We start from the raw sequence: 17703 nt of genomic DNA, 5'->3' as shown, positions 1-17703 counted from the left end.
TGTTTTTTTTCAATAAGATTAGAAAAAACTATGAACTAAATTCCATGTTTGTCCATTTCTTATGATACTTGTTTAACATATTATATACTAAAATCTTCTTTTAATTGGAGGATCTTATGTCTAACAAAATTAATATTTACAACCTGCACGTAAATGGGATAACACAAAATGCAAACATTAATATAGGAAGAACATTGCAAAACAGCCATACTTCAAACATGAAATTATATGGTACTAATTTTTCAATGGGAGATTTTTCACCTGCTAAATCGCTGATTATTACGGTGACCCAAGATTCCGATATCAGTGATCAAGGTCAAACTGAAAATCCATCTTCACCAAACAGTAGCCAATGATGGTTCATCAACTTCATTCTAGGGATCTAGCTAGGACTGATAATCTATTCTCTGAACTTATGAACCAAAACCTGGGGTATGTGAGAGTGTTTATAAAGGTTGAGCATACTCATTGAGTATGCTTTTTCACATATATAGATTATTGAAACATAGGAGCCGCACAAAATGAAAATACCTTGTGCCATACGGCAACGTATTATTACTTTATGATTTTCTGTTGACAATTGTAGAAGATGATATATAATAAAAATATATTTAATTCGAGATATCGTAATTTGAGATACGTTGATTTAAGATAAAAGGATAGCTAATTGATAGAAGTCAAACGGATTAATAAACATCAGGGGAGTGTGAATAATGGTAACTTTATACTTATCACCTAGTTGTACTTCATGCCGAAGAGCAAAGGCATGGTTTGATCAAAATCAAATTCCTTATAAAGAAAGAAACATTCTTTCTGAAAAGCTATCAGTAGATGAGATTAAGGATATCCTTCGTTACACAGAAGATGGCACCGATGAAATTATTTCAACAAAGTCAAAAACTTTCAAAAAGTTAAATGTAAATATCGATACTATTTCACTTCGAGAATTGTATACACTTATTGAAGAGCATCCTGGGCTATTAAGAAAACCTTTAATTCTTGATGAAAAAAGATTACAAGTAGGTTTTAACGAAGAAGAGATACGGAGTTTTTTGCCGCGTAAAATGCGTCTACTCCAACTTGATGAAGAGTATAGCTTTTTTGAAGAAGTTCAATAGTGGATATATAGATAGTAAACATCTATTGACATTATCTCTAATTCGAGATATATTAATTCAGTGTATTTAAATAGGAGGTCTAAATCATGGAAAGGAAATGTACAAATCAGCCATTTTTGCTGTTAATGCAAACCTCAAAAGCAATTCAGGAACGAATAAGAGATGAAATGTCCCAAAATAAACTTAGTATTACTGAGTTTTCTGTTTTAGAGGTACTTTTCTACCAAGGAAAACAAACGATTCAGCAGATTGGAAATAGAATCTTAATTTCAAGCGGCTCGATGACGTATGTGATTGATAAACTTGAACAAAAAGGAATAATAAAAAGAAATGATTGTAGAGAAGACAGGCGGGTTATCCATATTACCTTAACGGCTGAAGGAAAGGAAATGATGGAAAACATAATGCCGAAATATCAAGAGATGGTAGATTCCTTTTTTGGAGATTTGACTGATCATGAGCATGAGGAAATGGTCAATTTGTTAAACAAAATTATTAAGAAAGCGAAATAAATTTTTTTATATTAATATCTCAGATTCGAGATAAATAAATAGGAGGAACTAAAATGATGAGTATAGGGTTATTAATTATTAGACTAGTGATTGGTTTGTCGTTCATGGCTCATGGCGCCCAGAAATTGTTTGGCTGGTTTGGAGGCTACGGCTTAAAGGGTACAGGAGGCTGGATGGAATCCCTTGGTTTAAAACCAGGTGTGATGATGGCTCTCATGGCAGGGTTAGCAGAAGTAATTGGCGGATTGTTGTTTACTTTAGGAATTCTTACTCCTCTTGCAGGCATCATGATTGCGGGTACAATGGTTATGGCAATCGTTAAGGTTCATGCTCCAAATGGTTATTGGTCCACACAAAATGGATATGAATATAATTTGACAATCATTGCCGTGGTCATTGGAGTAGCATTAATTGGACCTGGACAATATGCATTGGATGCTTTTTTATTCTAAAATATCTCGAATTAGAGAATATTGATTTACAAATATTATATATTAACTAGTTAATAGACATCATAATACAAAAAGGGGTGTTTCAAAATGAGTAAGAAAACAATGGGAATTCATCATATCACTGCTATTGTTGGTCATCCACAGGAGAATATTGATTTTTATGCAGGTATTTTAGGGCTACGCTTAGTAAAACAAACGGTAAACTTCGATGATCCTGGCACGTATCACCTTTATTTTGGAGATGAAGGAGGAAAACCTGGAACAATCATCACATTCTTTCCTTGGGCTGGAGCCCGACAAGGTATGATCGGTGATGGTCAAGTAGGAGTTACCTCATACGTTGTTCCTAAAGGTGCCCTTGCATTTTGGGAAAATAGATTAGAAAAGTTCAAAGTGCCTTTTACAAAAATGGAGCGATTCGGGGAGCAATATTTGGAATTTGATGATCCGCACGGACTTCACCTTGAAATGGTTGAAAGAGCAGAAGGCGAACTTAATCATTGGAACTTTAGCGGGGTAACACCGGAAGTTGCCATCAAAGGGTTTGGGGGAGCCACTCTATTATCCAGCCAGCCTAATAAAACGGCAGATTTGTTAGAAAATGTTATGGGACTTGAACTCGTAGGTAAAGAAGGAGATTTTGCACGTTACCGTTCTTCAGCTGATATCGGAAATGTCATTGATTTAAAATTAACTCCGATTGGACGCGGGCAAATGGGTGTGGGAACCGTACATCATATCGCTTGGCGGGCAAGTGATGATCAAGATCAATTGGAATGGCAAAAGTATGTTGCTGCGAATGGGTATGGCGTCACTTCAGTACGAGATCGAAACTATTTTAATGCGATTTATTTTAGAGAACACGGAGAAATATTATTTGAAATTGCAACAGATCCTCCAGGCTTTGCTCATGATGAATCACAAGAAACGATGGGAGAGAAATTAATGCTTCCTGCACAGTATGAACCACATAGAGACCAAATTGAACGTGGGTTGCTGCCAATTAAAGTGAGAGAATTAAATTGAATATAAGGGGGAGATAAATAATGAAACATATTTTTAATAAGGGACAAAATCCAACCAAACCAACATTGTTACTGCTTCATGGTACTGGAGGCAATGAATTAGACCTGCTGCCTCTTGCGGGAATGATTGATGATGAGGCAAATGTATTAAGCGTTCGTGGAAATGTATTAGAAAATGGAATGCCTCGGTTTTTCCGCAGATTAGCTGAAGGTGTCTTTGATGAGGAAGATCTGATTTTTAGAACAAAAGAATTGAACGAGTTTCTAGATGAAGCAGCGGAAAACTATGATTTTGACCGCAATAATATACTTGCAATCGGCTACTCAAATGGGGCAAATATTGCGGGGAGTTTATTATTTCACTATCAACATGCATTAAAGGGAGCGATTCTTCATCATCCAATGGTGCCGCGTAAAGGAATTGACCTTCCTGATTTAACAGGGAAATCAGTATTTATTGCTGCGGGGACAAATGATCCAATTTGCTCTCCTATGGAATCATCTGAACTTCAATCCTTATTAGAAAAGGCAAATGCGCAAGTTGAACTCCATTGGGAAAATAAAGGCCATCAATTAACTAAACAAGAAGTAGAAGCAGCAGCGTCTTGGTATCAAAAACATTTTATTACTAAATAATATAACTAAACGGGGGAAAAACGAAAATGTTTAAAAATGAAATTGGAGCACTTATATTACGCGTTACATTAGGAGCAATATTTTTTATTCATGGAGTTGTAAAGTTTCAAGGTGGAATAGAGAACATAGCAGGCTGGTTTGAAAGCCTTGGCTTACCAGGAGTTATGGCATATGGAGTTGCTTTACTCGAAATTATTGGTGGGATCCTATTAATCGTTGGATTAGCAACAAGATTAGTTGCGGCTTTGTTTGCCTTATTAATGATTGGAGCAACAATAAAAGTAAAACTAGCAATTGGTTTATTAGGAAACGGTCAAATGGCCGGTTACGAATTAGACTTAGCATTCTTAGCTATTGCGGTATATCTTGTCATTAATGGAAGCAAGCTATTATCAGTTAGTCAATTGATTTTTCAAAGGGAGTCAAAAGAGATAAAAAGAGCTGCTTAGTAGTGAATGATAATTTTAAAACAAAGAGATAATAGGAGGTGTTACGAATGGGTTTCTTGTCTAGATTATTTGGGAATACACCTGAAAAGGAGGAAAAAAGTATGACAAATGTAAAATTGGCAGTAATTTTTTACAGTATGGGTGGCACCAATTATCAATTAGCAAAGTGGGCTGAAGAAGGTGCAAAAGAAGCTGGTGCTGAGGTTAAAGTATTAAAAGTACAGGAATTAGCTCCCGATTCTATTATTGAGAGAAATGAAGTATGGAAAAACACAGTAGAAGCAACAAAAAATGTTCCAATTGCAACAGGGGACGATATTGAATGGGCAGATGCCATCATTTTCAGTGTTCCGACTCGATTTGGAAACATGCCTTCACAAATGAAGCAATTTCTTGATATCCAGGGAGGACTTTGGGCAACTGGTAAAACCGTAAACAAAGTAGTCAGCGCAATGACTTCTGCACAAAATCCACATGGCGGTCAAGAAGCTACCCTTCTTTCATTATATACATCTATGATGCATTGGGGTGCAATTATTGCTGCTCCTGGTTATACAGATCCTGTTACATTTGGAGCTGGCGGTAACCCATATGGAACAAGTGTGACTGTTGGTCAGGATGGAAAAATGATTGATGATGTTGAAGCAGCTGTAAAGCACCAAGCAAAGCGTACGGTTACCGTTGCAGAATGGGTAAAAAAGGCGAACCAATAAAATCTTTATTAACTAAAAAAGCTAATCGGATCCTTCCGATTAGTTTTTTTAATTACGTAGAAAATAATTTTAAACTCGAAGGAATAGTAAATAATACCTAAAGAAATAATAGGTAGGATGTCACTGTTGCGAAATTTTTCTATCGAAGGAGTTATTGTATGGAAAAGAAACTGTTGAATTTACTCACATCTTTGTGCGTTGTTTTCCTCCCATTCTTATTTAAAGGGCCAAAAATGAGAGAAAATCTTGTTATTTTTTTCTCAAAGGGAGTTCTTGCTTACCTAATAGACGCTTATGTTATTGGTACTAAAAGACTAGAATATCCAGTCCGTCCTTTTCCAAAGATTTTTAGGACTAACATCATTTATACATTATTATTCTTTCCACTTTTAAGTGTTATTTGGGTTAAGCTGTCTTATAACGATAAGATCGGTAAAATTCTTTTGAAAAGCTTACTATTTAGTGTTCCCATGAGTATTGGTCAATGGTTCTTTGAAAAGAATACAAGGTTATTCAAATGGAAGAAATGGTCACCATTTCATACTTTTGCAAGTGTAAATTTTACTTTGTTTACTATAAGAGGTTTAGTTGGGTTTTTAAAAAAATTGGATAAAGTAAAGAGTGCATAAATTTATAGAGAGATAAATCAAAGGTGAATAGAAGTAAAGGGAGAGAATAAAATGATTAGTTTAATCTTAGATAATCCGAAAATTGGGGAAAAAGCATTTGAACTAATGTGGCAGGATACCAATGATGTGTTTTTTTTAGTTGGTCAAGACGGAGTGATTCTTCAAGCAAATCCAACTTTTACAGAAATACTAGAGAGAACGTTTGAGGAATTAAAAGGAAAGTTTCAACCGCCATCCTTGCATAATATGACGAAAGATCAACACGAAGCCTTTTTAAATAAATAGCGAGAAGGTGAAAATGTTATCCGAAATGCTTTTTTGAGAGGAAAGGATATTATTTGAAAATAATTAAGTTTTGAAAAAGTCAATTTAAAATAACCATCATTAGTCAGATAGAATTATAATTTATCCGACTTTTTTATTAGACAATATATCTAAAACAGGAAAAATATACTATGCTAGTTTAATTGACAAAAATACTAGATTAATATATTATTAATTCGAGATATATAATTTAAAAATAATAAATCCCAAGATAAAAAGGAGAATTATATAAATGAATGTTTTAGTAGTTAAAGCAAATAATCGTCCAGCTTCAGAAGCTGTTTCAAGCAAAATGTATGAAACTTTTATGGAGAACTTAGAAGGTGTGAATGTCACAACTTTCGATGTATTTGCTGAGGATATGCCGTACTTTGGTCAAGACTTATTCAACGCTTTCGGCAAACTTGAATCAGGCGAAGAAATGACGGACTTAGAAAAACGTCTTCTTGCTGCAAAACAAAAAGCAATGGACGCTCTTACAGCAGCTGACTTAGTTGTATTTGCATTCCCATTATGGAACTTAACAATCCCAGCACCGTTACAAACCTTCATTGATTATGTATACCAAGCTGGTTTCACTTTTAAATACGACGAAAATGGCCAACTTGTACAATTGATGACAGATAAAAAGGCGGTAATCTTAAGTGCACGCGGCGGTGTATATTCAACACCGGAAGCAGCACCAATGGAAATGGCGGCTACTTATATCAAGAACGTAGTAGGCGGCGTATTCGGTATGGAAATTGTTGAAGAAGTAATTATTGAAGGTCATAATGCAATGCCAGCTCAAGCTGAAACGATTATTGCTGAAGGCCTAGAAAAAGTAAAAGAAGCTGCAAAGAAATTATCAGCAGTAGCTGTTTAATAATGAAGTAAACAAAGTAAAAGGCGCTTGGATCTTCCAGCGCCTTTCTTTTTGTCTTTTAATTGAAGTGTTGATTAATATTTTGACATGTTTTGATGAGGGAAGTAACAAGCTTTTCCTCATTCCCATAAAAACGTGTAGATGGGAGCGGGATCGAGACTGCACTCCGATTTCCCAATCGGTCTACTACAACGGCTCCCACTGCACAAATACCTTCAATATGCTCTTCTCTTGAAAAAGCAACTCCCTCATTTCGGACCGTTTCTAACTCCTTTAATAACTCATCACGTTTTGTAATGGTTTTATCCGTGTACCGTTTAAGTTGTTCCGGCAATAGGTTTTCAACTTCATTTATAGGCAATGAAGCGAGAATGGCTTTTCCATTTGCTGTGCAATGCAAAGGAAATGACGCGCCAGGCTGTGAGGTTGCCTGCAGTGGATGTGCCGCGATGATTTGATCAACAAACAGCACCTTACCGTTATCTAAAATAGAGAGGTCGACCGTTTCATTAATCCTATTAGATAACTGGATCAAAAATGGTCTCAATTCTTCTCTCAAATCACTATTTACAGCGCTAGCAAGCCTCGCAATCTCAGGGCCAAGGCGAAACCCGCTGTTAGCAGAAGCCGCAGTAACTAGGTTTTCTTGCTCTAATGCAGCAACAATTCTTTGGACGGTTGATCTAGCTAAATCTACTTCTTTTGATATCTGTGTAAGACTTAATCCTTTTGGGTGCTCTCTTAACGTTCGCAGTATTTTAGCTGCACGGGTAATAACCTGGATACCCGATGTTTTATTTTGGTCTTGAATATTGTTCAAGAAAAATACTCCCTTTCTGTTATGCCGCTTCTATTAATTTAAAACTAGAATCTCCATAATTTCAAATATTGTGTGAGGAAAAACTAATTAGAACCCAAATTAGACATACACGAAAATTTTTAATGATGCAGATTATTAGGAAAGCATAATTGACGTTAGTGTTGGAATTAATTATACTTAAAATAACCACATTACGATACCTCTGTACCACAATGCGGTTATTCTGTTGCTAGTATTAAGATATTTGTTTTTTGAATATAAAAGATTTTTTAGTGTAAGAGAGGAGACCGGCAGGGATGAAAAGAGAATTCGGATTTGCTATTGTCGGAACTGGACTTATTAGTACTACTCATTATGAGCAAATATCAGCAATTGAAGGTGCAAAAGTCGTTGCTGTATATTCCCGAAGTGAACAAAAGGCAAAAGCACTTGCAGAAAAGACCGGTACAGATTGGTATACAAATTATCAAGAAATGCTAAAGAGGAAAGAGATTGATATTGTATCGATTATTACACCCAGCGGAACTCATGCTGATATGGCGATAGAGGCTGCTCGGGCAGGAAAGCATGTAATCGTTGAAAAACCAATGGATATTTCCCTTGAGAAAGCACAGCAAATGATTGATGTATGCCGTGAGCACCATGTTAAATTAAGTGTTATTTCACAACATCGATTTGATCCATCATCAGTTAAGGTAAAAGCAGATATCGATTCAGGGAGATTTGGAAAAATGGTCCTCGGGCAATCCTCTGTGAACTGGTACCGGCCTCAAAGTTACTATGATACTAGTAAGTGGAGGGGAACATTGAAAATGGATGGCGGCGGTGTATTAATCAATCAGGCCATTCATACGATAGACTTATTCCAGTACTTTATGGGAGAAGTGGAAAGTGTATATGCACATACAGCCATATTAGCTCATGAAGGAATTGAAGTGGAGGATGTGGCTGTTGCTACGGTGAAATTTAAACATGGCGGGTTAGGAACCATTGTAGGGACAACAGCTGCCTATCCAGGTCTGTCAGCCCGCTTGGAGATTATCGGAACAAATGGTACAGCTGTGATTGAGAATGATCAGTTAATCAAGCATTATCTACGAAATTCTAAGAATGAAACAGAAGCTATCAACTTAGCTGAAATGAAAAGTCCTAATAGGGGAGACCTTAATGCTGCATCTGGCAACCCAGCGGCACTTGATGGTAGTTCCCACCGTTTACAGTTTATTGATATGATCAACGCTGTTAAAGAAGATAGGGAACCACTTGTGAATGGGGAAGAAGGATTAAAACCATTAAAAATTATTTCTGCCATTTATCAATCTGCACGTACAGGTCAGCCTGTAAACATGGTGGATTTTTAACAAGTAATAGAAAAAGTATGTCAAAGTGTGTGCATTGAAAAATGGAATTGTTCCCTTGGACAGCAAAAATGAGGGGGCAAGGGAACAATATTGAGAGAATCGTTCCCTTGAATGAAGAATATAAAGGTTAGAGGGAGCAATACTTCGAGAATCATTCCCTTAAACGGCGAAAGCTAGGGTTCAAGGGACCAATATTTGAAATAATTTCGTTAATACAAACGATTAAGGAATTAAAGCAAAAAAGGCAGCAATCCGCTGCCTTTTAATGTGGTAATTTTACTAGTAAATTAGAAAGGTCTTTATTTAACAGCCATTTCTCCGCCCATTCCTCAAAAGCTTGAAGAGACTGTCGAAGTCCTGAACCTTTTTTTGTTAACGAATATTCAGTCCGTACAGGACGATCGGCAAGAACCTTTCTTAACACAATTCCACAGTCCTTAAGCTCTTCCATCCGTTGATTTAAAACTCTTTTACTTAAATCTGGTATATACGAAGTAGAGATATAGGATAGTCTTCATTGAGTGGTCTCTTAGGAACTATAGGTATGATGGGGGGTGAGCAACTTTTCGCTTTTCCTCACTAAAGTGTGTTATTATTTTCCATAATAACCATTACGAAAGGATGGACAGGATGTCAATCGAAAGTGTAAAAGCCCATTTCAGGCAATGGGATAGAGAACAAGATGTGATGGAATTTGACACATCAAGTGCAACAGTGGATTTAGCAGCGGAAACAATAGGAGTTATTCCGGCCCGCATTGCAAAAACATTATCTTTTAGAGGTGAAGGGGAAAAAGCCCTTTTGATTGTCGCTGCCGGAGATGCGAAAATTGATAATAAGAAATTTCGTCATACCTTTGGGTTCAAGGCCAGAATGCTGACTCCGGAAGAAGTGCTCGAGCAGACCGGTCATGCAATCGGCGGGGTTTGCCCTTTTGGATTAAAAAATGAACTAGATGTTTACCTTGATGTTTCCATGAAAAGGTTCGATACCCTTTTCCCAGCATGTGGCAGCACCAATTCAGCGATTGAATTATCAAATGAAGAGATTTATCGCTATTCATACGCAAAAGAATGGGTGGATGTTTGTAAAGGGTGGGAAGAGACTGAGCAAGAAGAGAAGGTTAGTTAAAAAGAGTAATATTTGCGAGGTATAACATGAAAGAAGAAAGACGTGAAGTTATCTATCGTCAAGCTAAAGAATGGATATTAGAGGCAGGAGAATTAATCCGCCAGAAAATAAATGGTCCATTGATTGTTGAGACAAAATCAAATCCGAAGGATCTCGTTACAGCAGTTGATAGAGAAATAGAATATTTTCTAGCAAAAAATATAAAGCGTACGTTTCCAGATCATTATTTATTTAGTGAAGAAGGCTATGGTGAGGATTTAAAAACATTAGACGGTGTCATCTGGATTGTGGATCCTATTGATGGCACGATGAACTTTGTAAAGCAAAAAAGAAATTTCGCCATTTCGATTGGGATTTTTTATAACGGAATTGGTGAGATTGGTTTGGTCTATGATTGTATGGGTGGTAATCTTTACACAGCTATGAGGGGGAAGGGCGCCTATAAAAATGATGAAGGATTACCTGAATTAGCTCCAAATCTTACGCTTGAAGAATCGATTCTCGATTTTAATCATTATTTGTTATGTGATAATGATGTAATCGATGAAATTGTCATGCAACTGTTAGTGGAAAAAATTCGCGGGGTAAGATCCTATTGCTGTGCCGCTTTAGCACTTGCTTACGTTGCAGAAGGCATTGTCGATGGTTATTTGACCAAGAAACTTGCCCCATGGGATATAGCTGGAGGAATGATTATCGCCAATGAAGTGGGGGCGGTTTCTACAAATTTGGATGGGAATTCCGTTAACATGCTGATGAATGAATCTACATTGACATGCCATCCTGCTATCCAGAAAGAAATCATTCATGATTATTTGAAAAAAGGGAAGAAGTAAGCAGGAGATTTGTATAGGGGTATAATTACTACCATTGTATGCTATAAAATTAACTAAAAAATCTCGGCAACTGGGGTTGTGGACAATCAGCCCAGTTGCCGAGGTTTTTTTGCTAATTGTAAAGTTTAAACTTTTTCAACTTTATAATTTACTAACAGAAGGCTTTGTTAACCTTGATTGTTGATTTGCGGTTTACTTGCCCGAATCCATGGGTGAACATTGATTTGGGTAAAGTGGAGGCATACCATTTGACCGAAATCAACTTCACCATCATACTAATGCCTCCTTTATAAATGGTTTTGTTCCATTTATAAGATATGAAGTACAGATAGGGTAATATGTTAGGGGATAATAATGGGTTAATAATATTGATGAAAACCAATAGATTGACAGGGTAATTAAACATCTGTAAACTTGAGTTAATCTTATTGTGATACACATGTATCATAATGCGGTTAATGGTTCTTTTGATATTAAAAAATATGAATATACCAGAAATTAGATAATAACAGATAAAGATGTGCCGACATTTTAAGTAATATGGGCATAGACTATGGTGCAATAACAACAATCCATACGAAAACAAGGAGCTAAAAAATGATTCGAGTAGTTTGTAAGGCAAAACTTAAATCAGGGGTAAATGTTGAAGAATATTTAATTCTTGCTCGTAAAGTTGTGACCGAAACCAGAAAAGAAAAAGGTTGTATTATGTATACTCTTCATGAAGATATCAATGATCCATCCATCCTTACAACGATTGAAGAATGGGAAAATGAAGAGGTTATCAACCTTCACAATAAAAGTGAACATATCATGAAATTTGTTCCAGAACTGAGGAAATTGAGAGAAAGCACAGAAATAAACCATTATAAAGAAGTGAAATAATGAAGTCCAATTTATTAGTCTTAATAAGAAAAGTCAGAGGCTCATTAAGTAAAAAAAAATAAAACAAATGGTGGGATAAACGATGATTAAAGGGATTAATCACAAAGGATTTCATGTAGTAGATATGGAACGCTCATTGGATTTTTATTGTAATAAGCTTGGTTTTATGAAAGCGTTTGAATTAAATCATCCAAATGGTGAACCGTGGATTGTCTATGTAAAAGTGGCTGATGGGTGTTTCATTGAATTATTTTACGGAGGTACCGAGGGAGTAAAGAACAGAGCAGACCATATTTGTTTCGAGGTCGATGATATTTATGAAACAGCGGATCAATTGAAAAAAAGGGGAGTTGCTTTAGAAGATGAAATTTCGCAAGGCAGGGCTTTGAACCACCAATTCTGGGTACTAGACCCAGATGGAAATTGGCTGGAGTTTATGGAAATGAATCCTGAATCCCTACATATGAAAAGTTAAGTTAGGGGAAAGAACAAATCAATGGAACTTTGACGCCCCGCAGCACGTCCATCAACCTCTTATAGAAACGATAGTGGCTGGAGTCGGCAGCCAGTGCCCAAGCAAGGGAGTAACCGGTTCAAGAACCAACTGGGTCATAGGGGAAATTTGATAAGTGATACCATATGAGGGACGAAATAGGGGGCATAGAGATGAATACATCGAAATTATGGACAAAAGATTTTATTATCATGTCGCTATCCACATTTTTTGGGAGTTTGACCTTTTATTTATTAATTACAACTTTAACCGTTTATGCAATTGAAGAATTTAACGCTTCACAAAGCATGGCGGGTTTTGCGTCTAGTATCTTTGTAGTAGGTGCACTAGTTTCACGTATTTTTGCTGGAAAATATATTGAAGTCATTGGGCGTAAAAAGATGCTTTATGGCGGATTATTTTTATTTTTGATTATGATGTTGTTCTATTTTTTTGTAGGAAACATGAACGTATTATTATTAATTCGTTTTATTCATGGAGCAGCATTTGGGTTGTTTACCACAGTCATATCAACAGTTATTACAGATATTATTCCAAGTGAACGTCGAGGAGAAGGAATAAGCTATTTTTCATTAAGTATAACCCTTGCAATGGCAGTTGGCCCCTTCCTAGGTCTTTTTATCAGCCAACAAGGAAGTTTTACGATCATATTTGCAGTTTGTACACTTTTCTCCCTCATAAGTACGATTATCCTATTATTTGTGCATATTCCTGAAGGACATATCACAAAAGAACAGATTGAGGCGATGAAAGGCTTTAAGTTGAAAGATTTTTTCGAAATAAAGGCTGTTCCTATCGCAATCATAATTGCAATTATGGGTTTTGCATACTCAGGCATACTCTCGTTTATGACTTCCTACGCTAAAGAAATAAATTTAATGGAGGTCGCAAGTTTCTTCTTTCTCATCTATGCTGTCTTCATCCTGATTTCAAGACCATTTACCGGACGGCTTTTAGATAAAAAAGGGGATAACATTGTGATATATCCTGCATTCCTATTATTTGTGATCGGATTAGTCACTCTTAGTCAAGCCAACCATGGATTCATTCTCCTTTTAGCAGGAGCGCTAATTGGTCTTGGGTATGGAACCATGAATTCTTGCTGTCAAGCTATTGCCATAAAGGAATCACCACGGCACCGAGTGGGGCTTGCTACCTCAACCTTTTTTGTGTTTTTGGATTTAGGAGTAGGCGTTGGCCCTTTTTTATTAGGATTTATCATTCCTATCACTAGTTTTCGCGGCTTGTATTTAACCTTAGCAGCGGTGGTATTTGCGAGCATCTTTTTGTACTATATACTTCATGGAAAAAAGAAACATACAGAAAACAATATCCTGCAGGCGAGCTAGTGATTTAAGTTACTTATTTTCGTTTTATGGATTGGTTAGAATCCAAATTAATTGGTGATAACTCCAATTTATTTTAAATGTGTTACCTTATGACATGGTTTTGTTACGTAAGGAAAGCCCAAAAAAAATCGTAAAAAATACCATCCATCATAATAATGGATACTATAGAAGCTTTAGGATAAGGTTAACTTATTCTAGGCTTCTTTTTTTTTGAAAAAATTTCAAAAACTTCCTAAACGGTTACGTCGTCTAAGTATAGGAAGGGGTGAAAGTAGTGGAAGAAATGATAATCGATGGAACAGCCATAGAAGATAAAGAACTCATCATTGATGAGATCATGAATCAGTATGGACAAGAGATTCTTCAGCTGGCGTATTCCTATGTAAATAATAAAGCAATTGCAGAGGATCTGACTCAGGATATCTTTGTTAAATGCTATAAAAATCTCCATACATATAGCGGGAAAGCAAAATTGAGAACATGGTTGTGGCGGATTGCCATTAATCATTGTAAAGATTTCCATAGAAGTTGGTACCAAAAGAACGTGGTCATAGCAGGCGAGGAATTGCCGATTAACGGTACGAAAAAGGAACTAGTAGAGCAGACTGTGATTCAAAGGGAAGAGGATGATGAATTAATCTCTGCCATAATGAAACTTCCGATTAAATATCGGGAGGTAATCTACCTCTTCTATTATGAAGAACTGCCAATCAAGGAAATTGCTGCAGTAACCGAAACAGGTGTTAATACGGTTAAAACAAGATTACGACGGGCTAAAGAGCTTCTAAAAGAACGATTGGAGGAATAACGGTGGAGGATCGTTTAAAAAACCTTAAGAGAGTAATGGATAAGAAAACATTTGCAGACTTACATTTTTCTGACCATCATCAACACGCAGTGCACAAAAAAATTAACCAACAGCAAGAAAGTGATGAGGAAATTCTGCTGGCAGTCATGCAGCTTCTTGTTCATGAAAAAACAGGACATGAATTAACAGGGCTGCTTCGGGGACGGGGAATTCAGAAATTCGAAAAGAACGAAGGTTTTTTGTATACCCTGTTACATCGTTTAGAGCAGTCTGGCTGCATCGAAACCAATTGGGATGACGCAGGTGCTAAATATTATTGGTTAAAGGATAAAGGCAGGAAATTATTGAACAAAACAGAAAAAAAACGAACAAAACACCGATTGATCTTAAAGGAACTATTAGAGGGGTGAGTGTTCTGTGACAAATAATATTAAACAGATTTTCTTAAATCAGGTTACCGAACAAATCCGGTCAAAGGAAGCCAAAAATTATGTTGCAAACGAATTAAATTATCATTTAAAGGAAGCAAAAAGGAACTGGGTGGAAAAAGGATTATCAGAAAGTGAAGCAGAAGAAAAAGCTGTAGAACAGATGGGAAGTCCAACTAAATTAGGAATCCAGATGAACAAGCTGCATCGTCCAAAGGTGGATTGGTGGCTGCTACTTCTTTTAGCTGCTGCGATGGGATTAAGCTTTCTGCCGATGTTCTCTCTCGGTTATATGAAAGACGGTTACTACTTTATCATTTCTAAGTTTCTCATTGCCTTTATAGGATTCGCTGCAACAATAGGCGTCATGCTGGGTGATTACCGAAAGTGGAAGAAGCACGGCTGGCTTTTTTACACAATCGGAATGTTGCTTCTATTCATCTTGGCATTTTTCTCGAACACTATGATAAATGGCCTGAAGCTATTAAAACTTGGACCGGTTACCATTGAAAGTCTAATGGCATTGCCGTTCTTCTATCTAGCTTGGGCTTCATTTTTCAATAATGGAAAAGTAAGAGTTTGGCAATTTCTATTATTGTTTCTTAGCCCCATCCTGCTCTTTCTGGCCTTACCGAGTTTTTCCACCATCTACCTATATTCTATGATGGTATTCGTGATGCTTTGGTGGAGCAAATTCAGTAAAAGGGTTAAGTGGATGATCTCTGCTGGTACACTTGGAACCATTTTGTTGACGGCCTTATTGGTTTGGCCATTTATTAAGCCTTACCAGATTGTAAGACTGCTGGCGTTTGTTAATCCAGAGAAGTATGCCGACACGGAAGGGTTCATCATACTTCAAATAAAGGAGATCATGTCAAAAGCTGGTTGGTTTGGACAGTCTGGTGCAAGAGAGTTCATACCAGAGGCACATACGAATTTTGTATTTGTCAGCTTTACCTACTACTATGGCTGGATTTTTGGCGTATTGCTTGTCATGATTCTCCTGCTGTTTGCGGCTAGAATGATTGTAATCCAACCAAAAATTAAAGATTCTTATGGACAACTGCTTCTTATCGGCGGGGTTGCCCTTTACGGTATCCAGCTAGTTAGTAATATTGGTATGACACTGGGATTATTTCCTATGACTTCCATGTCATTGCCGTTCATTAGTTACGGTTTAATGCCAACATTGCTTAATGCGATATTAATTGGGGCAGTGTTAAGTGTTTACCGCCGGAAAGATTTGGTATGGAAGAGCTAATAAAAGCGGATTCCTTTATGAAAAATTATAAATATAACTTAAATGAGTGTCAGATTGTATATAAATTTGTCACTCATTTTTTTTGTAAAAAGCGATTATATACGAGCTTACACTAAAATGAAAAATTAGCCTTCTTTTAAGTGCTCCACGAGCCAACTTAGTAAATGACTTAATATCAATATTTCTTGGTCAATGTAAATATTATAATGTGCTTTTAAATTCATTTCGTGAGGAACTTAATTGCTGATAAATTTGATGTCCTTCTTTGGTCACCCTTACACGTGTACGTCTTTTATCTACAGGATCAGCAAATAAAGCAACTAAATTTGCCTGGTGCAGGCGATTGATCATACCTGTTATATTTTGTTTAGTATAAACGTTTGAAGATTCCATTCAGAGGTAGTGGATTAATAGATTGTAAAGCTGCCACGAATGGCGGCTTTACGTTTAGTGTTGGACTGCTTTTGCTGCTCCATTACGTTCTTATGCGAATGTTCCCTTTAAGAAGGGATGCCCTTATTACGGTGAAATTGAGTGCTTTTATTTCAACGGAATCCAAATTTCTGAATAATAATCAGGGCTTGAAGGATTTCCATTGGAATAAACCTCCAAATCTGGTGTCCCTGCATGCTGATAATGACTGGATGGAAACCATTCCGAGATGATTTGTTTCCAAGTATTTTGCATAGCATCCGGCATAGGGCCGTGGACTTCAAATACTCCCCACTTAGAAGCGGGTATCTCAAGTTCCATAAGACCCTCAGGCGTCTCACCTGTATGGTCAGTACCAATCCAATAATCCATTAATGGAGAGCCAGAATTTCGTTTATCGACACATACCCCAAGGACACCTTCAATCTGACCATTATTCAAATCAAACAATAAGTCGTTAGTACCATCAACATGGACATCATCCCACATTTTAGGAATCCCCGCTAAGTTCTCTCCATTCTCACAGGAAAACTCCCGCTTTACACCGACAACCTTAAAACGCTCTTTTTCTACAATTTTGTAATTCATTGGTTCTGCTCCTTTCAAATTCACCTGAATGGTCAGGCGGTTATAAGATTTCAGCTTTCCTGTAAAATTACGTGCTTGACTGGGTGTGATACCATGCTGCTTGCGGAAAGCTTTTGAAAAAGATTCAGGAGTGTCGTAGCCATATTTTAGGGCGACATCAATAATTTTGCTTTCAGTCGAAGAAAGCTCTTGTGCTGCCAGTGTTAGACGCCTGCGACGAAGATATTCACCGACTGTGATGTCTGTTAATACTGAAAAAATACGCTGAAAGTGGAACTCTGACACATTCGCTTGCTTTGCTATCCTTTCGATTGTAATATCATCAAGTAAATGATTCTCCATATAATCTATTGCGTTCTGTAATGATTCTACCCAACCCATATGTCTCACTCCTTATGTAAATAGTAACAACTGCAGAATTCAAAAACCTGTCATTTTCTGCTCTATTTTAACAGATGTCGTCTGATCACCTTTTAATAAATTCGTTAGTAATGATAACTTATTGCAATATTTGTTAAAAATCCTCAGCTATTAAAACATTGTCAATCTTCTTTTTTATATCAATTA

Annotated in this window: 25 protein-coding genes; 20 read left to right on the top strand and 5 right to left on the bottom strand. The window is 36.7% G+C overall.

The genetic code is table 11. From position 1 onward, the window contains the following. Positions 1 to 116 precede the first annotated feature (116 nt). The 11 genes from BANA01_RS18325 to BANA01_RS18275 all read left to right on the top strand — a co-directional run bounded on the left by BANA01_RS18325 (position 117) and on the right by BANA01_RS18275 (position 6723). On the top strand, positions 117 to 356 hold the full coding sequence (locus tag BANA01_RS18325) for a spore germination protein (RefSeq protein ID WP_063254252.1): 240 nt from the start codon (positions 117 to 119) through the stop codon (positions 354 to 356). Positions 357 to 713: 357 nt separating this feature from the next. Next, positions 714 to 1118: a transcriptional regulator SpxA gene (gene spxA, locus BANA01_RS18320; RefSeq protein WP_063254251.1), complete on the top strand. Its 405-nt coding sequence runs from the start codon at positions 714 to 716 to the stop codon at positions 1116 to 1118. Positions 1119 to 1204: 86 nt separating this feature from the next. Continuing rightward, on the top strand, positions 1205 to 1630 hold the full coding sequence (locus BANA01_RS18315; RefSeq protein WP_063254250.1) for a MarR family winged helix-turn-helix transcriptional regulator: 426 nt from the start codon (positions 1205 to 1207) through the stop codon (positions 1628 to 1630). Between the two features lie 53 nt (positions 1631 to 1683). Further along, a complete protein-coding gene (locus tag BANA01_RS18310) occupies positions 1684 to 2082 on the top strand; it encodes a DoxX family protein (protein WP_063254249.1) in 399 nt (132 codons plus the stop codon). Positions 2083 to 2169: 87 nt separating this feature from the next. Further along, on the top strand, positions 2170 to 3108 hold the full coding sequence (locus BANA01_RS18305) for a ring-cleaving dioxygenase (protein ID WP_063254248.1): 939 nt from the start codon (positions 2170 to 2172) through the stop codon (positions 3106 to 3108). 20 nt (positions 3109 to 3128) lie between these two features. Then, a complete protein-coding gene (locus BANA01_RS18300) occupies positions 3129 to 3743 on the top strand; it encodes an alpha/beta hydrolase (protein WP_063254247.1) in 615 nt (204 codons plus the stop codon). 26 nt (positions 3744 to 3769) lie between these two features. Beyond that, positions 3770 to 4192, top strand: coding sequence for a DoxX family protein (locus BANA01_RS18295; RefSeq protein ID WP_063254246.1), 423 nt, complete (start codon positions 3770 to 3772; stop codon positions 4190 to 4192). A 101-nt stretch (positions 4193 to 4293) separates the two neighbouring features. Continuing rightward, positions 4294 to 4905: an NAD(P)H:quinone oxidoreductase gene (gene wrbA, locus BANA01_RS18290; protein ID WP_063254254.1), complete on the top strand. Its 612-nt coding sequence runs from the start codon at positions 4294 to 4296 to the stop codon at positions 4903 to 4905. A gap of 158 nt (positions 4906 to 5063) precedes the next feature. Further along, the gene (locus BANA01_RS18285; protein WP_063254245.1) at positions 5064 to 5534 is read left to right on the top strand and encodes a CBO0543 family protein; all 471 of its coding nucleotides are present in this window, start codon (positions 5064 to 5066) and stop codon (positions 5532 to 5534) included. Between the two features lie 51 nt (positions 5535 to 5585). After that, the gene (locus BANA01_RS18280) at positions 5586 to 5819 is read left to right on the top strand and encodes a PAS domain S-box protein (protein WP_063254244.1); all 234 of its coding nucleotides are present in this window, start codon (positions 5586 to 5588) and stop codon (positions 5817 to 5819) included. Positions 5820 to 6090: 271 nt separating this feature from the next. Then, positions 6091 to 6723: an FMN-dependent NADH-azoreductase gene (locus BANA01_RS18275; protein WP_063254243.1), complete on the top strand. Its 633-nt coding sequence runs from the start codon at positions 6091 to 6093 to the stop codon at positions 6721 to 6723. 58 nt (positions 6724 to 6781) lie between these two features. Here the strand turns inward: BANA01_RS18275 and BANA01_RS18270 are convergent, their stop codons facing one another. Continuing rightward, positions 6782 to 7543 carry an IclR family transcriptional regulator gene (locus BANA01_RS18270; protein ID WP_063254242.1) on the bottom strand — a complete coding sequence of 254 codons (762 nt, stop codon included), beginning with the start codon at positions 7541 to 7543 and terminating at the stop codon, positions 6782 to 6784. A gap of 296 nt (positions 7544 to 7839) precedes the next feature. Between BANA01_RS18270 and BANA01_RS18265 the strand changes: the two genes are divergently transcribed. Then, on the top strand, positions 7840 to 8904 hold the full coding sequence (locus BANA01_RS18265) for a Gfo/Idh/MocA family protein (protein WP_063254241.1): 1065 nt from the start codon (positions 7840 to 7842) through the stop codon (positions 8902 to 8904). Positions 8905 to 9166: 262 nt separating this feature from the next. Here BANA01_RS18265 and BANA01_RS18260 read toward each other — a convergent pair whose 3' ends face one another. Beyond that, positions 9167 to 9391, bottom strand: coding sequence for a winged helix-turn-helix transcriptional regulator (locus tag BANA01_RS18260; protein ID WP_268875098.1), 225 nt, complete (start codon positions 9389 to 9391; stop codon positions 9167 to 9169). A gap of 143 nt (positions 9392 to 9534) precedes the next feature. On the opposite strand from BANA01_RS18260, the gene BANA01_RS18255 reads away from it, so the two are divergent. Then, the gene (locus BANA01_RS18255; RefSeq protein ID WP_063254239.1) at positions 9535 to 10035 is read left to right on the top strand and encodes a YbaK/EbsC family protein; all 501 of its coding nucleotides are present in this window, start codon (positions 9535 to 9537) and stop codon (positions 10033 to 10035) included. Positions 10036 to 10061: 26 nt separating this feature from the next. Then, positions 10062 to 10871 (top strand): inositol monophosphatase family protein, encoded by an 810-nt coding sequence (locus tag BANA01_RS18250; protein WP_063254238.1) that lies wholly within the window; start codon positions 10062 to 10064, stop codon positions 10869 to 10871. 151 nt (positions 10872 to 11022) lie between these two features. On the opposite strand, the gene BANA01_RS30660 is transcribed toward BANA01_RS18250, so the two are convergent. Further along, positions 11023 to 11145 (bottom strand): hypothetical protein, encoded by a 123-nt coding sequence (locus tag BANA01_RS30660; RefSeq protein ID WP_268875097.1) that lies wholly within the window; start codon positions 11143 to 11145, stop codon positions 11023 to 11025. A gap of 323 nt (positions 11146 to 11468) precedes the next feature. Between BANA01_RS30660 and BANA01_RS18245 the strand changes: the two genes are divergently transcribed. The 6 genes from BANA01_RS18245 (at position 11469) to BANA01_RS18220 (ending at position 16116) form a co-directional block, all read left to right on the top strand. Further along, a complete protein-coding gene (locus BANA01_RS18245) occupies positions 11469 to 11756 on the top strand; it encodes a putative quinol monooxygenase (protein ID WP_063254237.1) in 288 nt (95 codons plus the stop codon). A gap of 82 nt (positions 11757 to 11838) precedes the next feature. After that, positions 11839 to 12231: a VOC family protein gene (locus tag BANA01_RS18240; protein WP_063254236.1), complete on the top strand. Its 393-nt coding sequence runs from the start codon at positions 11839 to 11841 to the stop codon at positions 12229 to 12231. 191 nt (positions 12232 to 12422) lie between these two features. After that, positions 12423 to 13619 carry an MFS transporter gene (locus BANA01_RS18235; protein WP_063254235.1) on the top strand — a complete coding sequence of 399 codons (1197 nt, stop codon included), beginning with the start codon at positions 12423 to 12425 and terminating at the stop codon, positions 13617 to 13619. Positions 13620 to 13902: 283 nt separating this feature from the next. Then, positions 13903 to 14427: a sigma-70 family RNA polymerase sigma factor gene (locus BANA01_RS18230; protein WP_082799588.1), complete on the top strand. Its 525-nt coding sequence runs from the start codon at positions 13903 to 13905 to the stop codon at positions 14425 to 14427. A gap of 2 nt (positions 14428 to 14429) precedes the next feature. Then, a complete protein-coding gene (locus BANA01_RS18225; RefSeq protein ID WP_063254233.1) occupies positions 14430 to 14837 on the top strand; it encodes a PadR family transcriptional regulator in 408 nt (135 codons plus the stop codon). Positions 14838 to 14844: 7 nt separating this feature from the next. Next, positions 14845 to 16116: an FtsW/RodA/SpoVE family cell cycle protein gene (locus tag BANA01_RS18220; RefSeq protein WP_235847176.1), complete on the top strand. Its 1272-nt coding sequence runs from the start codon at positions 14845 to 14847 to the stop codon at positions 16114 to 16116. Between the two features lie 201 nt (positions 16117 to 16317). Here BANA01_RS18220 and BANA01_RS29975 read toward each other — a convergent pair whose 3' ends face one another. After that, complete coding sequence (locus BANA01_RS29975; RefSeq protein WP_169803719.1) at positions 16318 to 16509, bottom strand: helix-turn-helix domain-containing protein; 192 nt, start codon at positions 16507 to 16509, stop codon at positions 16318 to 16320. Positions 16510 to 16656: 147 nt separating this feature from the next. After that, positions 16657 to 17517 (bottom strand): AraC family transcriptional regulator, encoded by an 861-nt coding sequence (locus tag BANA01_RS18215; RefSeq protein WP_034673074.1) that lies wholly within the window; start codon positions 17515 to 17517, stop codon positions 16657 to 16659. Between the last annotated feature and the right edge of the window lie 186 nt (positions 17518 to 17703).

The sequence above is a fragment of the Neobacillus niacini NBRC 15566 genome, from assembly GCF_001591505.1.
GTDB classification, from domain to species: domain Bacteria; phylum Bacillota; class Bacilli; order Bacillales; family Cytobacillaceae; genus Neobacillus; species Neobacillus niacini.
Note: the sequence above shows the minus strand (reverse complement) of the source record. Positions and strands in the feature narration are given on the sequence as shown.